The following is an 18,296-nucleotide window of genomic DNA, read 5'->3' as shown; positions in this document are numbered from 1 at the left end:
TTTCCTCTTTAGTATTGAATTATTTCTTTAGTGTACTCACTCAGAGTAACTGTTAGAGCATTGTCCATTACACGTTTTTTAGCTTTTCTTTTTCCACCATAATATTTTTTAAACTCTGGTTTAAATGCTTTAAAATACTCATGAAACTTATCCGGACCAAGTACAGCAGATGCCCATATATTGTCATCTTTATCTACCTCAATAACAATAGATGCTAAAGGCTGTTCAGCAGGACCTGCTATATGTTTACAACCTTTCTTTGTATCAAACGCTGATAGATGTGAAGAACACACCATAATACCGCTTTGCTCACACGCCATGGTCTTTTTACCGCGAGGCAGATATTGTAAAAAACTATCATCAGGAGTCGGATGAGCCAATTGATGAGAACAAATAGCACTATATGCTACTATGCTTCTGTTCGCTCCGACACCGCTCTTCCAAAGATACTCTTCACCGTCTTCCGATTTTAAAGTAACATTCTCAGCAGTTTGCTCTCCTAAATCTAAAAGAATAGATGGAGTACCTACAAATGGGTAGTTAAACACATAGTTAGTCTCTTGCTTAAGTGATGAAGCCTTGATCGGTTTTCCATTAGCATCTACAAGTTGTACTTTTTCATAGCTTTGAAAGAGTGCACCTTCGCTTGCATAAAGTCTTCCTGTAATTGTTGAGGGAGCTATTGCTATTGCAGCACCCACACCGGCAATTTTTAAAAAATTTCTTCTATCCATGAAGTTTCCTTGAGTTTCTTAAATTTCAACTAAAAACTACAGTTAATTTTTAGTTAAAACTTAGAAGGGGAAAAACCCTTCTAAAGTGTTGCCTAACTAAATAGGTCAGCCATAACTCCACGATACCAGTCACGAGTAGCTTTAGCTGTACCTGATGAACGATATTTACCGCTAGGAGCTTTAGGTACATGACCTTTACCTTTGATAATTTTACCATCCCAGCTAAAGTCATGAGTAACCATAATAGCTTCCTCTGGCTTGTCACCGACCATTGAGTAACATACATTACCAGCTTTAACTGGTGCAGCTTTAACTGCAAGAGTGTAAGCTTTACCATGTAAACGGTGAGCAATTTCTTCCGCACACTGTTTTCCAGCCCAGTTAGCAGTCTGTCCACTTGGTGGGATAGCATGAGCTACAACATCACCAACAGCATAAACATCTTTATCAGATTTAGTTTGGAAAGAACAACCGTTCATTACTACTTTACCAAATGAATCTTTTGTAGTCTCTAATCCAGCCATTTCAACAACAGGGTTAGCTTTGTTATTAGGGATAAGGTTTAGAACCTCATACTTAATAGTTTTTTGGCTCTTTACAACTTCATCCATATCTTTAGTGCTTTGAGTATATGTAATTGTTTTAGCTTTTACATCTACATCATCAATCTTACAGTTATCCATATGAACTACATTATCTCCGTACAAGTCTTTCCAAGCCTCTTTAAATGCAGCGCCTTTAGCAATTTTGTTAGTTGGATTAAGGATGATAACTTTACCGTTAATTCCTTCTTTTTTCATATACGCTGCAATCATAGCTGCTCTTTCAAATGGAGCAGGTGGACAACGGAATTTGCCAGATGGAACAGTTATAATCACATTACCATCTTCCATATTTGCTAAGTTTCTCTCTAAAATAACATGCTCACTCCCTGGAATTAATGCACCAGGAGCACTTCTACGAAGACCATTGATTTTCTCTTTAGAAAAAGTTGGAAATTGACCTTCATAATTATAAGCAATACCAGGAGATAGAACTAAAATATCATACTTAACAATACCAGCAGCAGTATGAACTTCTTTTGCTGTTCTATCTATACTAACAACTTCTGAATGTAACATGTTGTAACCGTGCTTATCAACAGGCTGAGCATAATCAAATACAAATGTACCTAAGTTAACACCATCTAGCTTACCAAGGTTAGTATTGGAAAAAGGACAAGACATAAAAGTGTCATTTTTTTCAATAACTAGCACATCAAAGTTTTTATCCTTTTTCATTAAACCTTTAGCAACTGTAAGACCACCGAAGCCTCCACCAATTACAACAACTTGATGTTTACCAAGAACTGTTCCTGCCTCAGCGCTTGCTTTAGCTGCTGGCTTAGCTTCTGTTCCAGCACAGCCTGTTATAGCTGTTGCAGCAACTGCAGCTACACTTACTGCTCCTACTTTTAGCGCGTCACGACGATTCATATTCATAAATTTTCCTTTTGTAGTATGGTAGTGTTTCAAAAATCAATACTGATTTTTGTACTGCGAAAATATTACAATTTATGATATAAAATAAAACTTAGACATTGATTTTAGTCAACTTTGTCATTTTATGACAAATTGTAGAAATAAGTATTTATTATGCAATGTCACATTTTTAGTTACTTAAAAATATATAAATAGTATATAATACTATACTTTCTTGATAAAAATGTATACATAAGAAACAATAAATGTTGATAAGTATTGATAATTTTCTTATTATTATTTTATAAGAATATTTTCAATTACTTCTATAAAACTTTAAATATGTTACTAAATAACACTATATATAGTGAAAAGTCTATTTAAATTAGTTTCAGATATAGTTGAAAACATGAATAAAGAAGATTTATTTTTTTAAAAAGGTTACTAGCAGAAAATTAGAAGTAAGTTTGAGACCACTAATACAAGTGATCTCAGAGATAGAAGTTAAGTAGAGTTATTACATCATACCTGGCATACCCATTTGTGGAGGCATTCCGCCACCCATATCCGCTGGATTTTCTTCTGGGATTTCATAGATTGCGGCTTCTGTTGTAAGAAGTAGACTTGAAACAGAAGTTGCGTTTAGTAAAGCTACACGAGCAACTTTAAGTGGATCTATTATTCCAGCCTCAAACATATCTACATACTCACCAGTTGCAGCATTAAAACCAATGTTCTCATTATCAGCAGTTTCTACAGCATTTACTACAACACCAGTATCATAACCTGCATTTTCAGCGATTTGTTTGATAGGTGCTTTTACAGCACGAAGAATAATTTCACAACCGATTTGCTGGTCACCTTCAAGCTCAAGCTTAACTTTTGCTCCAGCACGAACTAAAGCAGCTCCACCACCGATAATAATGCCTTCTTCAACCGCAGCTTTTGTAGCAGATAAAGCATCATCTACACGATCTTTTTTCTCTTTCATCTCAGTCTCAGTTGCAGCACCAACTTTGATTACTGCTACTCCACCTGAAAGTTTTGCAAGACGCTCTTGAAGTTTTTCTTTATCATACTCAGAAGTTGTAGCATCTAGTTGAACTTTGATTTCAGCTATTCTGCCAGCAACTGATTCTTCACTACCTGCGCCATTTACGATAACAGTGTTATCTTTGTCAATAATTACACGAGAAGCTTGACCTAAAAGTTGAATAGTTGCACCTTCGATAGTATGACCTGTCTCTTCTGATATAACAGTTCCTGCAGTTAGTGTTGCAATATCTTGAAGCATAGCTTTTCTTCTGTCACCAAAGCCTGGAGCTTTAACAGCAGAGATATTTAAAACACCACGAAGTTTATTTACAACTAGAGTTGAAAGTGCTTCACCTTCTACATCTTCAGCGATGATAAGAAGTGGACGGTTAGTTTTTTGAACTTGCTCTAAAACTGGAAGTAAATCTTTAAGTGAAGAGATTTTACTATCAGCTAAAAGAATCCAAGGATTCTCTATCTCAGCAGTCATTTTTTCAGTGTTTGTGATGAAGTAAGGACTTAAGTAACCACGGTCAAACTGCATACCTTCAACAACATCTAACTCATCAGAGATACCTTTAGCTTCTTCAACCGTAATAACACCGTCTTGACCAACTCTATCCATAGCTTCAGCAATCATATCACCAATAGAAGTATCTGAGTTTGCAGAGATTGTAGCTACTTGAGCGATATCTTGCTTACCGTTTACAGTTTTACTAGCTGCTTTTAGGTTTTCAAGTATTGCTTCGCAAGCTTTATCCATACCACGCTTAACTTCCACAGGATTAGCTCCGGCAGTGATATTTCTAAGACCTTCTGAGAAGATTGCATTTGCTAAAACTGTAGCTGTTGTAGTACCGTCACCAGCTTCATCAGCAGTGTTAGATGCAACTTGTTTTACAAGTTGAGCACCCATATCTTCTAATTTGTCTTTTAGTTCAATCTCACGAGCAACTGAAACACCATCTTTGGTGATTACAGGAGAACCGTAACTTTTTTGAATAAGTACATTACGACCGCGAGGTCCCATTGTGACTTTTACTGCATCTGTTAGCTTTTGAACACCACGAGCTAATGCATTACGAGCATTGTCTGAAAAAATTATTTCTTTTGCCATTAAATTATCCTATTATCCCAAAAATATCATCAGTATCTAATACTAAAAATTTATCCGCACCAAGAGAAACTTCGTTTCCTGAATACTTTCCAAATAAAACTACGTTTCCGTTTGCCAGATCTGAAACTTCTTTACTTACAGCTACAACTTCACCCTGAGAAGGTTTTTCAGTTGCACTATCTGGGATAATGATTCCAGAAGCAGTTGTATTTGCTTCCTCTACTCTTTTTACTAAAACTCTTTTGCCTAATGGTTGAAAGTTCATACATATCCTTATATATTTTGTAAATATTTTATAAATTGGATGCTACCCAATAATAGGTAAATTTTTGGTAAATAATTAATTATAGATTTTATAAAAATTAAAAAAAAATCATAAATTGTCCTTAAATAGTATTATTTGTGATAGAATCTAAAAAAACTATAAGGTTGTGTTATGGAATCCAGACAAAAAGTAATCACTGCTTTAGTTATCATCTTTTCTATATTCTTTATTTCGATGATTATAAGCACAGCATTAAACTTCAGGGAATACGGTGTAAAAACTGCTGAAAACAGGGCAAGTCTGACTGCTGAAATAGTAAAGATTGGCTTGACTTCACATATGGTTAACGGGATTATGGATCAAAGAGATTACTTTCTTGATCAAATAGGAAGTGTAGAAAAAATCAGTGAGCTTTGGATAGCTCGATCTCCTACCGTAATAGAACAGTATGGTGAAGGCCATAACAATGAAACACCAAGAGATAAAATAGATACAGAGGTATTAAAATCTGGAAAAACAAAATCTTTAACTACTGAAACAGCAAGTAAAAGTATGATGCGCGTCAGCATACCGTTTGTAGCTACAGAGTATGGAACTCCAAACTGTATGGCATGTCATAAAGCCAAAGAAGGTGAAGTTTTAGGTGTTGTAAGTATGGTCATGGATATTTCAGAGATACGCACAAGCAGTCTAAGAACTGTTCTTTATAACATGGCTATCACTATTGTTACGATTATATTTGTCTTTATGGTTATAACTAGATTTATAAAACCGTTTGTAAGTATATTTTACTCTATAAGAGACGTTATGCAAAGTGCTTATCATGGTGATTACTCTGTAAGAATTAAAGGGCATCAGAACAAAGAGAGTGAAACTGTAGCAAAAATGCTAAATACCATGCTCGAAAAACTTCAACACACATTTGAAGAGTTAGACAAAAAAGTATATGTATTTATAAAAAATAAGAACTATGTAAAAGAGCCTGATCCTCTCATAAATATCAACACTACAATAGAGAGACTTTCAGATATATACAAGTTCAAACAGACAATAGAAAATGATAAAGACTTAGAAGATATATATAACCGTATTGCTTCTGTCTTAAAAGATCACTTCAAACTGGATGATTTTACTATGACAGAGATAGATACGATGAACAAAGTCAAAAAAATTGTATATAGTGAAAACGGTTGTCATTGTGAGATTTTGGAGGGTGAGTGTAGAGCAGACCGCATTCATTCAAGTGTTGATTCTAGCATATTTAAAAACTCTTGTGAACTTTACAAACTTGAAGATACTGAGTATATCTGTACACCATATACTATCTCAAATGAGTTAACTTTAGTTCTTACCATAGTAACCAAAGGTGTTAAAGATACTGAGCATGTTAGAACTATTACGAGCGATATAGAAGATTACATAACTACTGCAAGGCCTGCGATAGTTAGTAAAAAATTGATGCAGACACTTAACCAGATGGCTAGAGTGGATCAGTTAACAGATATGTATAACCGTAAATTTTTAGATGAATTTGCTGATGTTTCTATTCCTCAAGCCGTACGTGCTGGAACTTCTTTTGGTGTTATGATGATAGATATCGATTACTTTAAGATGATAAATGACAACTATGGACATGATGTCGGAGATGAAGCGATTCGAATGGTCTCTGGAGTAATTAAGAGTAGTATTCGCAAAGCTGATATGGCTATTAGATATGGTGGAGAAGAGTTCTTAGTACTTCTTTATAATTGTGAAGAAGAAAAAATAATCGAGATTGCAGAAACTATAAGAATTGAATTTTCAAAACAAAAAATCTATGCTAATGGAGATAGTTTCTCAAAAACTCTAAGTGTTGGTTGTTCAAACTTTCCAAAAGACAGTGATAGTATATGGAAATGTATTAAATTTGCGGATATGTCTCTTTACCAAGCAAAAGATACTGGAAGAAACAAGGTTGTAGCCTTTAACAAGGATATGCTGGACAACACAGAAGTTGGAGATAGCTACTAGGTTTAAAGCCGCTTTTTTGCAAATTTAAGGATTATAACCAAGCAAAAGGAAAATAAAAGCTTTCCATGGTTATAATTCCGACCTACAAAATAAATGTCACGGTAGCTCAGCTGGTTAGAGCACTGGTCTCATAAGCCGGGGGTCGGGGGTTCAAGTCCCCCTCTTGACACCATTTCATTTTGTAGAACCCTTCAAAAACAAACAATCAAAACTTAAAACCATCACTAACTAAAGTTCTATATATCTATAGTTGATTAGCATATATCAGCGCTTCACATGTGTCTTGCAGGGCTTTGTTATATACATATACATTTATCTTGTCCAACTCTTCTTTTTGTATCGTATAATCATCTACAGACACCTCCGTTTTGTCTTTTATCTTTTTAAACGCTTTATGCAGAGTGCCATACGAGCCAAAGCCTTTTATGCTATTTTTATTTGGATTATAACTTTCCCAAAACATACTTAGAGGCAGATCTACAGTTATACTGTATATATCCTCTGCATTGAAAGAAGTATTGTCGACGTAGTTTAGTGTTTCTATTGCAGACTTATTGTATATTGATTTAAAATCTATCACTTCATTATCTAAAAGCACAGCATCTCTTAAATCACTCTCGTTAATATGTTTGACCATATATTTTTCAAAATGATCCTTGATAAAAAGTGCATGGTAGACAGGGACGACATGAGATGGAGTACTCATGTCTTGTATATGGTGAATGACACGTCCTAAATTGTTGTAATACTCTTTATCATCGGTGCTAAAGCTTTTCATATCATCTATGCGCTTTTGAAGAATATCTTCTGAAGTTGTCTTGCATTCTCCATAATACCTATTTACAGTTTTCGGAATCAAATCATTTGCTCTATAAAAATGCCAATTTGTAATACGAGAGTAAAACTGGGTACTATCTTCATCATCAGTTCCCTGAATAATCTCAGTTTTGAATGATTTCATTTTCTCTGACAATACGTCACCACAACGAGAGATAGCTATATCCGTAATCATTCTATGTGCTTCTGGTTTCATTAGTTTCCTTTTTTACACAGTATTATAATTTCACATAAAACATTATATCCTATTAATATATTCAAGTTGTAAGGTTTTTATAAGATTATTTTAATCAGATAAGATAAAGATGAATAGTCAGTATACGAGGTTTTTATTGTTTTACATAGAGAATATATCTATATTTTAAAACCCGCGAAACATCCGAGGCACAAAAGCTATCTCACCAACACTTAAAGCATGGTCTAGTTCTTCTATCAGCCTTCCCTTCTCTCTTGGTAAGTTTCCTGCTAGATGCAAGGCGTTAGATGCGTGGTTTGAGCGGAAGATGATTTTGTTAGTCGGGTTTAGTAGTTGTAGAAACTTTTTTTGTTCTTGGAGCAGCTCTGTATCGTCTAGCATCTCAAAGTCATTGAAGTGTTTGTAAAACTTATCTTTTGAGTCCTCTTCGAGTCCTAGTTGCAGAGTTGAGAGGTAGTTTACTTTTGTAGCGTTGATTATCTTTGCACTCTCTTTTATGTGTTCATCCGAATACTTTGTCCCACCCATACCGAGTATGACTGTCGCAGATATTTTCAGCCCTGCATCTGAGGCTTTATTTAGTGACTCGATGATCTCGCTTTGGCTTACACCTTTTGTTATCTTCTTTAGAACTGTGTTACTACCCGTCTCTACTCCGTAGTAGATTAGGTTCAGACCGTTTTTCTTTAACTCTTCTAACTCTTGGCTTGATTTATTTAGTATGTTTTGTGCAGATGCGTAGAGTGAGACGCGTCCGAGTTTAGGAAATGATTGTTTTAAGTAAGAGAGTAGTTTTAAAAGGTAGTCCGTATCAAGGGCTAGGGCATCTCCATCAGCCAAAAACACTTTTCTTGCATCTGGATATGAGTGAGCAAGAGTATCGACATCTCTAAAGACATCTTCTATAGCTCTTACTTCAAAGCTCTTTGTTTTGTACATCGAACAAAATGTGCAGTTGTTGTAGCTACACCCATAGGTAGCTTGGATGATGATATTGTCAGCTTCTGCGGGTGGTCTATAAAGCGGGTATGAGTACTCTAGCATCTAAGTCTCTAAACTAAAAACATCCACTTAGCAGCTATAACTATAAAAAGCCCTAGAACGATTACAAGTTTATGAAAGTGATGTTCCATAAAGTTGCTCTTCTTGCCCTTTGTAAACTTCACATAAAGGTTAGAACCTACACCTGCTACTATGATAAGAACTAGTGCTATTTTAAACACTAAGATTTTCTGTAGATCAGTCTCAAAGAAACCTGCATCTGAGTTGATGAACTTTGACATCATCATACCACCAGTCAGCACTAAAAACAGAAGTGTAAGTGGAAAGATTTTAAAACTTCTTTTTCCAAGTGTCTGGTTTATCTTCTGTTGTGTATCTTTTTCAAACTTGTTCTTAAGTGTCGAGATAACAGCCAAATCGCTAAATACATAACCTAAAAAGATTATCGCTAAAATAAGGTGGATAATATGTGCGTATGGATAGATTGCTTCCATGATTTCTCCTGAGTAAATATAAAGGGATTATACATAAAGAGTATAAATTAAACATTGACAAGGTGCAATGTAGTAAAATGCTTAAAAAAAGAGGAAGCTTGTAGTGATAAAGTATATTTTCGGTGTTCTTGTAATCGCTGTCGTTTTTCTCTTTAAACCTGTCACATCACACTTTATAGAAGAGTACGCTTCAAAGCTTTTAGAGCAAAAAGTAAAAGTCACTTCTATCAGTATCATTCCTCTTAGAGCAGACGCATACATCTCAGAGTCAGACAACACTATAAGTGCAAACGTCATAGGCATCTATCCACTTAAAGTCAGAGCTTATTACAGTGGTGATATAGATGCTTTTAAAACTTTCCACCCACTCAAGGGTCGTGGTGAGGCTACTGCAGATATCTACTACGATAAGGTGCTTCTGATAACCGGAGATGCTTCTCTTTACGGAGCAGATGCGAAAGTCACAGTAAAACAGTTAAAAGAGAACTGGTACGTTGGTGTAGATGCCACTTCTCTAAGTCTAAAGACACTTCAAGAGCAAAACAACAAAGAGGTAAAAGTAGATGCAGTAGTAGACTTTGATCTCAACCTATATACAGATGCCAATACATCTATAGACTTGCAAACAAAAGCCATAAATATTTCAGGTACTCATATCAAAGATGTAGATATAAAACTATTTCAGAGAGAAGCAAACTACAAACTTGTAACATCATTTAAACCTCCAAACTTTTACAAAACGAGTCTAGAAGCAAATGGAACTTTTAAAGATGGAAACATCTCAGCATCTACAAAAATAGCCTTTAAAGATGTAAAACTGGACATAGACAAGCTCAAGATAAACACTAAAACACTTTATACTTCAATGCACACTTCATCATTTGGTGGAGATTTAGATGCTACTTACAAAAAAGATATACTTTACTACAACGCTAGAAACCTGCATCTATCAAAGGTCTTAAAAGCAGCAGAGCAAAAACCTCTAGCACGTGGATATCTAAACCTAAAAGGGAAGATAGATACAAAGACACTAGACAGTGACTTCATTTTTAGCTCTCCTTGGCTCGTGGCCGATAAGCAAAGAGTAGAGAGAGTAAGACTGAGCGTTCCAGACTTGAAGTACAAAGATAAAAAACTGACTACTTCATACAAACTAAGTGCCTCGTTTATGAAAAAACTTTTTGCATTTAGCGGTGATATCTACTTCAAAGACATCTTAAAACTAGATGCTAAAAGCAATAATTTTAAGGGTAATACAACCTTGCATCTAGAAGATAAAAAGTTTGATGTAAGTATGAAAAGACTCGATTTAGAAGAACTTCAAAAGTTTGCATCTGTAAAACCTCAGGCAAGTGGTCTAATCGACATAAAGGCAAAAGGTGATTTTGAAAAAGTAAACTTCTCTATAGAGACAGATGCAAAAGTAAAAAAGCGTAATATCCATGCAGAAGCTGACGGTTCGTACAATCTAAAGTCAAAACTGCTTGAGTCAAACTTCAAAGCATCTGTGCCACTTGAAAAAGACTCATTTGATGTGAGTGGAAAAGCAAGCTACAAAAAACACCTTACACTTAATGCTTACAGTTCCAGTTTTGGTGCCATAACACGTTTAGAACTAGAAAATAAACATTTTAAATTTTATACATATGACATGAATCTACACAGACTAGCCACAGCACTTGAAAAACCTAAGATACTCTTTGGGCTTGTGAACGTTGAAGCTCAAGGGAGTCTTGAAGTTATAGACTTTAAGATAAAGAGTGATGAACTACGCAGAAATATGAAACTCGAAAGGATAGACAACTCGCTTTCACTAGATCTAAGCGGTCAGTACACTCCAAAGCTACTAAGAATAAAAGACAATCTTGTTATGCACTATAAAAAAGAGCATATACCTCTAAAACTGGATATCAAGATAGAGCCAAAAGCTCCATATGAAGCAAAAGGATTTTTAGCACATGGACAAGACAAGCTAGTAGTACACTCTTTTTCTTATGAAAATGAGCAGATAAAAACTGACTTTTTATTTGATGTACAAGATCTTTATAAATACAGAGCGTTGATGGCAAACGCATTTCATGGTCCTTTTAAAATTGACGGCGAATATACAGATGCTCTAAACATAACAACAAACTCGCTAGGCGGTGAAGCAAAGCTTACTTTAGAAAAAAGTATCTTATCTATAGGACTAAAGCATCTAGACATAACAAAAGTGGCTCACCTCATCAATGAAAATGATATTTTTATTTGTGGTGATTTAAATGGTGCTGCTTCTTATAACATAAAAGAAAAGTCAGCGAAGAGTGATATCTCTCTTAAAAATTCCGTAATAATAGGTATCAATATAGATGAAAAGATATCAACAGTTAACGATTTAATGGGTCTTAATGTTCTAAGTATGTCAAAATCCATCTTTTCTAACTTTACAGATGCAAACAAAAGCCAGACAAATATAAATCATCTACAGTTAAATACCTCTCTAAAAGATAAAAACGTAAAACTTGATGATGTGGCATTCAGAACTGATAAGTTTCTCATAGCAGCCATTGGTGACTTTAAGCAAAACGGAGATATAAATTCTCTTGATGTCAGCATAGTAGATAGACAAGGATGTGCGATCATCACACAAGCCTTAAGTGGAAATATTAAAGACCCTAAAGCAGCGAAAACCACCTCAACTCTTGTTAATATAGTAGAGAGAGTACCTACTTCTATTTTAAAGACTGGTAGAAAGATTCTTAACTTTTCAACTGAGACCATAGATGATGTTGCTTCGTTTGGAGTAAACCAAGTTTTTAGAACGGATGCCAATATATCTATCACTTCTGATGTAGTTTCAGAGAGTTCATCTCTTATAGAATCTACATCAAACATCCTTAGACCAAATATAATCATGCCAAAGGGATGTAATGTAATATATGATGGCAAAGTAATACATCCAAAAAATTTAAATAAAGAATCTATAAAGGAGAATAAATGAAAAAAAGTTTTAAAGCACTAAACATTAAATGTGGGGGTTGTGCTAACACTGTAAAAGAATCACTAAGAGAAAATTTTGGCGAGGTTGAAGTCGACTTAGAACAAGACCCGAGAGTAGTAACGCTGGAGATAACAGATGAAGAGCACGAAAAACTTTTTCGTAAAAAGATGAGAGGTCTTGGTTATCCGATGGATGATGAGATACTTGGAACTTTTAGAGCAACTGGACTTAAAGCAAAGAGCTTTGTGTCGTGTGCTGTTGGAAAAATGAACCAAGAATAGAGTTAAATATCTCATCCAAACCTGCACCTACAAGCAGAGTCTCATGCGTGTATGGATGTTTAAACTCCAAAGATATCGCATGAAGAAGTAGTCTATGACAATTGAACTTATCTCGTACAAATATATTATGTTCTCCACGTCCATATTTTGTATCACCTAAGATGTGATGCGAGATATGTTTCATATGTCTTCGTATCTGATGCTTTCGACCTGTCCGCGGTTTTACTTTTACGAGAGAGTAGCGGGTCTTATCATATCTGCCAACTACAAAGTCAAGTTCTACTGCGGCAAGGGTATCATACTCTGTAACAGCTTCTTGAGCCTCTTTTTCTTTGCCTGCATCTTTATCTGCTATCTTATCCAGTTTCTCTTTTAGCGCATGATTTATTAGTCCAGATGCTTCTGTATATCCACGAACTACACAGATGTATGTTTTTTTAGTTGTGTGCTCTTTAAACTGTTCGGACATTAGTTTTGCCGTCTCTTTATCCAGTGCAAAAAGCAAAACACCCGATGTCGGTTTATCCAACCTGTGAATAGGATATACCCACTGCCCTATCTGGTCACGCAGCATCTTCATAGCAAAATATATCTCGTGTCTGTCTATCATAGACTTGTGGACAAGAAGTCCACTTGGTTTGTTGATGCAGACAAGATAATCATCTCTATATAAAATTTCTAATTTATAATCTTTAAACATACTTGGTATAATATCAAAAAAGGCTTCATATGACTTATGATTTCTCCATAACCGGTGTTTTAAAAGAGGGCTTTCGTCGTACAGAGGGAGTTAAACTTACTTTTGTTGGCTCAATAATAATATATGCTCTAATCGCTCTATTTGTTAAATCACTTGTAGAGTTTATATTTCCAAACGGTGAATCACTTGTAAACGCTTATGCTTCTTCGACCGTAGAGATGCTCTTTACTCTTCCTATCTTAATCGGAATCATGATTCTTGGAGTAAAACGTGCAAGAGAAGAAGAGTTGAGCATTCCATCTATATTTGACTACTTTGGGATGATAATCCCAATAATGTTAGCTTACGTTGCAATGACACTAATCCTTACAATCGGTTTTTTACTGCTTATCATCCCCGGCGTCTATCTTGCTGTCTCTTACGCTTTTGTTTATACACTTATAGTAGACAAGGGGCTTGGCGTTTGGGAAGCTATGGAACTGTCTCGTAAAACTGTAACAGAGCAGTGGTTTAAGTTCTTTGGATTATCTCTTCTTAGTGGCATTATCATTATAATCAGTGCCTTACCTCTTGGCATCGGTCTAATCTGGACTATACCAATGACATATATTAGTTACGGTTTACTTTATCACCGTTTATTTGATGAAGATTAGTTATATCACATTTTTTCATATCACTTTAAAGAACAAACAATAAAATTTTGACTACAATAGGACAATACAAGCACAAAGGAGACTATGTTTTGGACTTTGACAAGATAAGAGAGCTAAAAAACAATATTAGTATCATTGATAATTCAAGAAAAGACATCGTAAATATTTGGTTGTCAGATGCTGATGTTCAAGAGATACTTGACTTTCATGGTGTTGATATTGATATGTTTAAACATAACTATGCACACCCTGTGCTGAACTACTTTATCGATGTAGTCCATGGGACTCAAAAGATTGGTGACTGTCCTGTTATAACAAAGCTCCTTGAGTACTTAAAAGAAAAAAATATCTCCTCTTCTGAACTTTTCATGATATGCATAAACTTTCGAAAAGCAATCATAAAAGACATCTTTCAAAAACATGAGATGAATGAAGAACTATATGAAAATATAAGCTATGTTTTTGATACAAACTTCAAAGGTGTCTTAGAAACATTTAACGAAACTATTTTCACTGCTCAAAGAGAAGCTAAAGAGCTTTATGAGATTTCCACTAAAGACCACTTGACAAAAATATACAACAGAAAAAAGTTTGATGAACTGCTATCATTTGAGATAAAAAATTCTAAAATAAATGAAAGTTCACTATCTATGATCTTATTTGATATTGACCACTTTAAACATGTCAATGATAACCATGGTCATGATGTTGGAGATAGAATCTTAGTTTCACTATCAAATCTAATAAAAACTCAGATTAGAGATTCAGATATCTTTGCAAGATGGGGCGGTGAAGAGTTTATTATACTCATGCCAAGATCAAATAAAGCAAGTTCATCTGCAAGAGCTGAGATGTTTAGACAGATGATAGAATCTTATTCATTTGAAGCTATTAATAATATAACATGTAGTTTTGGAGTAACTCATTATGAGCACGGGGACGATGAGATATCACTCTTTAACAGAGTTGATAGAGCTCTTTATAAGTCCAAAGAAAATGGTAGAAACACTATCTCTATTCTTTAAAAGAGACTAATTACTTAGCATCTCTCTTAGTAGTTTTTCTTTTTTTCTTTGAAACCGGTTTTACAAAAGCTTTTTTAGCAGGTCTTTTTTTCTCTACTTTTTTATGCTCACTCTTTAGTTTAATCTCATCTTGATCTTTTCTTCTGATTGTAGGATCTGGTTCAAAACCCTCTACTACTTCTTGCGGTATTTTTTGACCAATAAGTCTCTCAACATCTTTTATATCATATTTATCATATATATCTAAAAGTGAGATAGCTTCACCATCTCTACCGGCACGACCTGTTCTTCCAACCCTATGAACATAGTCTTCAGGGATAGAAGGAAGTTCGTAATTAATAACATATGGAAGTTCTTCGATATCTAAACCACGAGAAGCTATGTCTGTTGCGACAAGAACTCTGATCTTGCCCTCTTTAAACTGAGTAAGAGTTTTTAGTCTGTTGGCCTGTGTTTTATCTCCATGGATGATTCCACACTTAAGACCATCTTTTTGAAGCTCTATAAATAGTGCATCTGCACTTACTTTTGTTTTAGTAAATACTAAAACCTGAGGAAAGTTTCTTGAACCGATAAGATAAGCTAAAAGTTCTGCTTTTCTATCAGTATCAACCATGTACGCAACTTGGTTGATAGTATCGACTGTAGTATTTTTCTTAGCAGTCTCTATAAAAGCAGGTTTAGTAAGAATCTGTTTTGAAAGCTTTCTAACCTTGTCACTGTAAGTAGCTGAGAAAAGAAGAGTCTGATGTCTTTTTGGAAGTTGCAGATGAATTTTTCTTATCTCTTTTGAAAAACCCATATCCAGCATTCTATCTGCTTCATCAACTACAAAGACTTCTATATTTGAAAAGTCTAACCCTTTTTCCATAAGTTCCATAAAACGTCCAGGAGTTCCTATGACAATGTCTATACCAGTTTTAAGCATACGCTGTTGAGACTCTATGTCTTTACCACCGACTAATATAGCACTGGTAAGACTCATATGCTTAGAGTAGTTTTTTACATCTTCATGTATTTGAATAGAAAGTTCACGAGTCGGTGAAAGAATCACAGCTCGGATGGCTCTGTTTTCATCGGCAGTAGTGTTTCTGAGTTTTTGTAAAATCGGAAGAGCAAAAGCTGCTGTTTTGCCTGTTCCTGTCTGAGCAGTAGCGAAGATATCGCTCTTTGCCAAGACTAAAGGAATAGCTCTTTTTTGTATAAGCGTTGGATGTTCATAACCTAACTCTTTGATAGCTCCAAGCAATGGCTTGATTAGCCCTAGTTTTTCAAATGACATATATATCCTATTATTAAATCTCATAAAACCTGAACAAGTCCAGCTTTTACTAAGTCACTGAAGCTTCACCTTTGGTGAGAGAGATTGTATTTATTGGTGGAATTTTAGCATATTATTAAAAGAATAAGGGGAATTGATAAAAAAATATCTATTGTACTTGAGTACAATAGATATTTTATTCTATTATAGTATTATTCTATTACAAATAATACCAATACATTTAAAGGACTTTTAGTTGAAGGCTCAAAAAACAACTTATACAAAGATAACAGCTAAAATCATAATAATTACCCTTTTTGTTACGCTCCTTTCTGCTTACATCTACAGCGAATATATGAAAAAAAATGCAATATCCACTTTAGCACATATAGATGCTAAAAAAACTAGTATGCTTGTATTTGAAACACTATATACTGCTATGCAGAGAGGTTGGAGCAAAAATGACCTCAATGAGATTATCGATAGATTAAACACGGTAGACGAAAATATGAAAATCAATGTCTATAGAAGTAGCATTGTTGCTAATCTATATGGGGATATAGAAAAAGATAAAATAGCTAGAGAATCAATTTTAACAATTAAAGAAGCGATGAAGGGTAAAGAATCTCTGAATATCTCTAATTTGGACTTTATAAACTATTATTATCCTGTAGTAGCCAAAGGTGCTTGTTTAAAATGTCATACTAATGCAAAAGCCGGTGAAACATTAGGCGTTATAGATATATCATACCCTGTAAATGAGCTAAAAGTATCTCTAAATGAGATGATAAACTTTTTTATTCTATTCATCGCTGTATTTTCATTAGTAATATTCTTAGCAATTTTTATAGAGCTTGACAGGTACTTAATAAAACCAATTAAAAATTTCTCAAATGTAATTAAAAATATTACAAGCTCTCATGATATGACAAAGCGTGTAGAGGTAAATGACAATATAGAAGAGATAGATGCGATAAAAGATGTTTTCAATAATATGCTTGATTCTATAGAACACCAATTTTACTTTGACAACTTAACAGGTCTTCAAAACAGAAGAAGATTAACAGAAAAGCTTGAATTACGACTAAACTCTTTTTTAATGATCATTAATATTGATTCTTTTCAAGAGATAAATGATTTATACGGTGATGAAGCCGGAGACAAACTATTAAAAGAATTTGCTGCATTTTTGCACAAAAACATACCAAGTGAGGGAGCACTATACAGACTTCATTCAGATGAGTTTGCTTATCTATGTCAAAAAGGAATAGATCTAAAAGAATTTTTAATGTTTGCTTCTTTAATAAGTGAAAGAATTTCCCAGGAGAGCTTTAAAATAGACTCAAAAAGTGAAGTTAACCTAAGTGCCACTATCGGTATGGCTTACGGTACGGAGACGCTTCTTGTAAATGCAGATACAGCTCTAGTAGTAGCTAAGAAAAATAGAAAACACTACCTGCTTTATAATGAGTCTATGGCAATGGCAAAAGAGTATGAAAAGAACTTTAGCTGGACAAAACGTCTAAAAAAGGCAATAGATGAGAATAGAATAGTACCTCTATTTCAACCAATAGTAGATGCTAAAACACAAAAAATTGTTAAGTATGAGTCTCTTATGAGAATTGTTGATGAAGACAATACTTACATAGCACCTATTCACTTTTTAGAACTCGCCAAAAGAAATAAACTCTATCATCAACTTACAAAAATAATGATAGATAAAACATTTGAAAAATTTAGAGATGTCTCATATCTAGTATCTATAAATATCTCTGTTGAAGATATATTAAATAGAGATATCTACAATTTTATACTGGAAAAACTACGCAGTTCTCAAATGGGAGGAAGAGTTATTTTTGAGATCATAGAGTCAGAGGGTATAGAGAACTTTGATGAAGTAATCGAGTTTATTAATGAAGTTAAAAAATATGGTGCCAGAGTATCTATAGATGACTTTGGCACTGGATACTCTAACTTCGAATACCTAATGAAGTTAAAAGTTGACTACATCAAAATAGATGGTTCAATGATAAAAAATATAGATACAAATAAGAATTCTCAGCTTATTACGCAAACAATAGTAGACTTTGCAAAAAAGATGAATATTCAGACAGTAGCAGAGTTCGTTTACTCTAAAAATATTTTTGACAAGGTTCTAGAGCTTGATGTTGATTTTGCTCAAGGCTATTACTTTGGTGAGCCAAGTGAGAATATAGAGTAAACTCATGCATATTATTTGAACTGTA

The 18,296-nt window shown here is 34.4% G+C and carries 15 protein-coding genes and 1 tRNA gene; 7 read left to right on the top strand and 9 right to left on the bottom strand.

Translation table 11 applies throughout. The features are described from left to right. Positions 1–8: 8 nt before the first annotated feature. From ABZC13_RS03605 to groES, 4 genes are all read right to left on the bottom strand, one after another. Positions 9–734 carry a Rieske 2Fe-2S domain-containing protein gene (locus ABZC13_RS03605; RefSeq protein ID WP_373000213.1) on the bottom strand — a complete coding sequence of 242 codons (726 nt, stop codon included), beginning with the start codon at positions 732–734 and terminating at the stop codon, positions 9–11. Positions 735–826: 92 nt separating this feature from the next. Then, complete coding sequence (locus ABZC13_RS03600) at positions 827–2,215, bottom strand: FAD-dependent oxidoreductase (protein ID WP_373000210.1); 1,389 nt, start codon at positions 2,213–2,215, stop codon at positions 827–829. Positions 2,216–2,711: 496 nt separating this feature from the next. Next, complete coding sequence (groL, locus tag ABZC13_RS03595) at positions 2,712–4,346, bottom strand: chaperonin GroEL (protein ID WP_373000206.1); 1,635 nt, start codon at positions 4,344–4,346, stop codon at positions 2,712–2,714. A gap of 4 nt (positions 4,347–4,350) precedes the next feature. Then, positions 4,351–4,611, bottom strand: a complete 261-nt coding sequence (gene groES / locus ABZC13_RS03590) for a co-chaperone GroES (RefSeq protein ID WP_373000203.1) — start codon at positions 4,609–4,611, stop codon at positions 4,351–4,353. Positions 4,612–4,782: 171 nt separating this feature from the next. On the opposite strand from groES, the gene ABZC13_RS03585 reads away from it, so the two are divergent. Continuing rightward, the gene (locus ABZC13_RS03585; RefSeq protein ID WP_373000200.1) at positions 4,783–6,621 is read left to right on the top strand and encodes a diguanylate cyclase; all 1,839 of its coding nucleotides are present in this window, start codon (positions 4,783–4,785) and stop codon (positions 6,619–6,621) included. Positions 6,622–6,716: 95 nt separating this feature from the next. Continuing rightward, positions 6,717–6,793 (top strand) — tRNA-Met (locus ABZC13_RS03580). A gap of 72 nt (positions 6,794–6,865) precedes the next feature. Here ABZC13_RS03580 and ABZC13_RS03575 read toward each other — a convergent pair. The 3 genes from ABZC13_RS03575 to ABZC13_RS03565 all read right to left on the bottom strand — a co-directional run bounded on the left by ABZC13_RS03575 (position 6,866) and on the right by ABZC13_RS03565 (position 9,150). After that, positions 6,866–7,654 carry a hypothetical protein gene (locus ABZC13_RS03575; protein WP_373000197.1) on the bottom strand — a complete coding sequence of 263 codons (789 nt, stop codon included), beginning with the start codon at positions 7,652–7,654 and terminating at the stop codon, positions 6,866–6,868. Between the two features lie 165 nt (positions 7,655–7,819). After that, complete coding sequence (locus tag ABZC13_RS03570) at positions 7,820–8,698, bottom strand: radical SAM protein (RefSeq protein ID WP_373000194.1); 879 nt, start codon at positions 8,696–8,698, stop codon at positions 7,820–7,822. A gap of 8 nt (positions 8,699–8,706) precedes the next feature. Then, the gene (locus tag ABZC13_RS03565) at positions 8,707–9,150 is read right to left on the bottom strand and encodes a hypothetical protein (protein ID WP_373000191.1); all 444 of its coding nucleotides are present in this window, start codon (positions 9,148–9,150) and stop codon (positions 8,707–8,709) included. A gap of 103 nt (positions 9,151–9,253) precedes the next feature. On the opposite strand from ABZC13_RS03565, the gene ABZC13_RS03560 reads away from it, so the two are divergent. Continuing rightward, positions 9,254–12,130, top strand: a complete 2,877-nt coding sequence (locus tag ABZC13_RS03560; RefSeq protein WP_373000188.1) for a hypothetical protein — start codon at positions 9,254–9,256, stop codon at positions 12,128–12,130. Further along, the gene (locus ABZC13_RS03555; RefSeq protein WP_373000185.1) at positions 12,127–12,411 is read left to right on the top strand and encodes a heavy-metal-associated domain-containing protein; all 285 of its coding nucleotides are present in this window, start codon (positions 12,127–12,129) and stop codon (positions 12,409–12,411) included. The genes ABZC13_RS03560 and ABZC13_RS03555 overlap by 4 nt, the downstream gene beginning before the upstream one ends. On the opposite strand, the gene truC is transcribed toward ABZC13_RS03555, so the two are convergent. Then, a complete protein-coding gene (gene truC / locus ABZC13_RS03550; protein WP_373000182.1) occupies positions 12,359–13,111 on the bottom strand; it encodes a tRNA pseudouridine(65) synthase TruC in 753 nt (250 codons plus the stop codon). The genes ABZC13_RS03555 and truC overlap by 53 nt on opposite strands. A gap of 29 nt (positions 13,112–13,140) precedes the next feature. On the opposite strand from truC, the gene ABZC13_RS03545 reads away from it, so the two are divergent. Both ABZC13_RS03545 and ABZC13_RS03540 read left to right on the top strand, forming a co-directional pair. Continuing rightward, positions 13,141–13,764 carry a hypothetical protein gene (locus tag ABZC13_RS03545; protein WP_373000179.1) on the top strand — a complete coding sequence of 208 codons (624 nt, stop codon included), beginning with the start codon at positions 13,141–13,143 and terminating at the stop codon, positions 13,762–13,764. 89 nt (positions 13,765–13,853) lie between these two features. Further along, a complete protein-coding gene (locus ABZC13_RS03540; RefSeq protein ID WP_373000176.1) occupies positions 13,854–14,789 on the top strand; it encodes a GGDEF domain-containing protein in 936 nt (311 codons plus the stop codon). 10 nt (positions 14,790–14,799) lie between these two features. On the opposite strand, the gene ABZC13_RS03535 is transcribed toward ABZC13_RS03540, so the two are convergent. Beyond that, on the bottom strand, positions 14,800–16,071 hold the full coding sequence (locus ABZC13_RS03535; protein ID WP_373000173.1) for a DEAD/DEAH box helicase: 1,272 nt from the start codon (positions 16,069–16,071) through the stop codon (positions 14,800–14,802). Positions 16,072–16,306: 235 nt separating this feature from the next. Between ABZC13_RS03535 and ABZC13_RS03530 the strand changes: the two genes are divergently transcribed. Continuing rightward, complete coding sequence (locus ABZC13_RS03530; protein ID WP_373000170.1) at positions 16,307–18,271, top strand: EAL domain-containing protein; 1,965 nt, start codon at positions 16,307–16,309, stop codon at positions 18,269–18,271. Positions 18,272–18,296: the final 25 nt, after the last annotated feature.

Origin of the sequence: Sulfurimonas sp. (assembly GCF_041563035.1) — a bacterium.
Lineage (GTDB): Bacteria > Campylobacterota > Campylobacteria > Campylobacterales > Sulfurimonadaceae > Sulfurimonas.
Note: the sequence above shows the minus strand (reverse complement) of the source record. Positions and strands in the feature narration are given on the sequence as shown.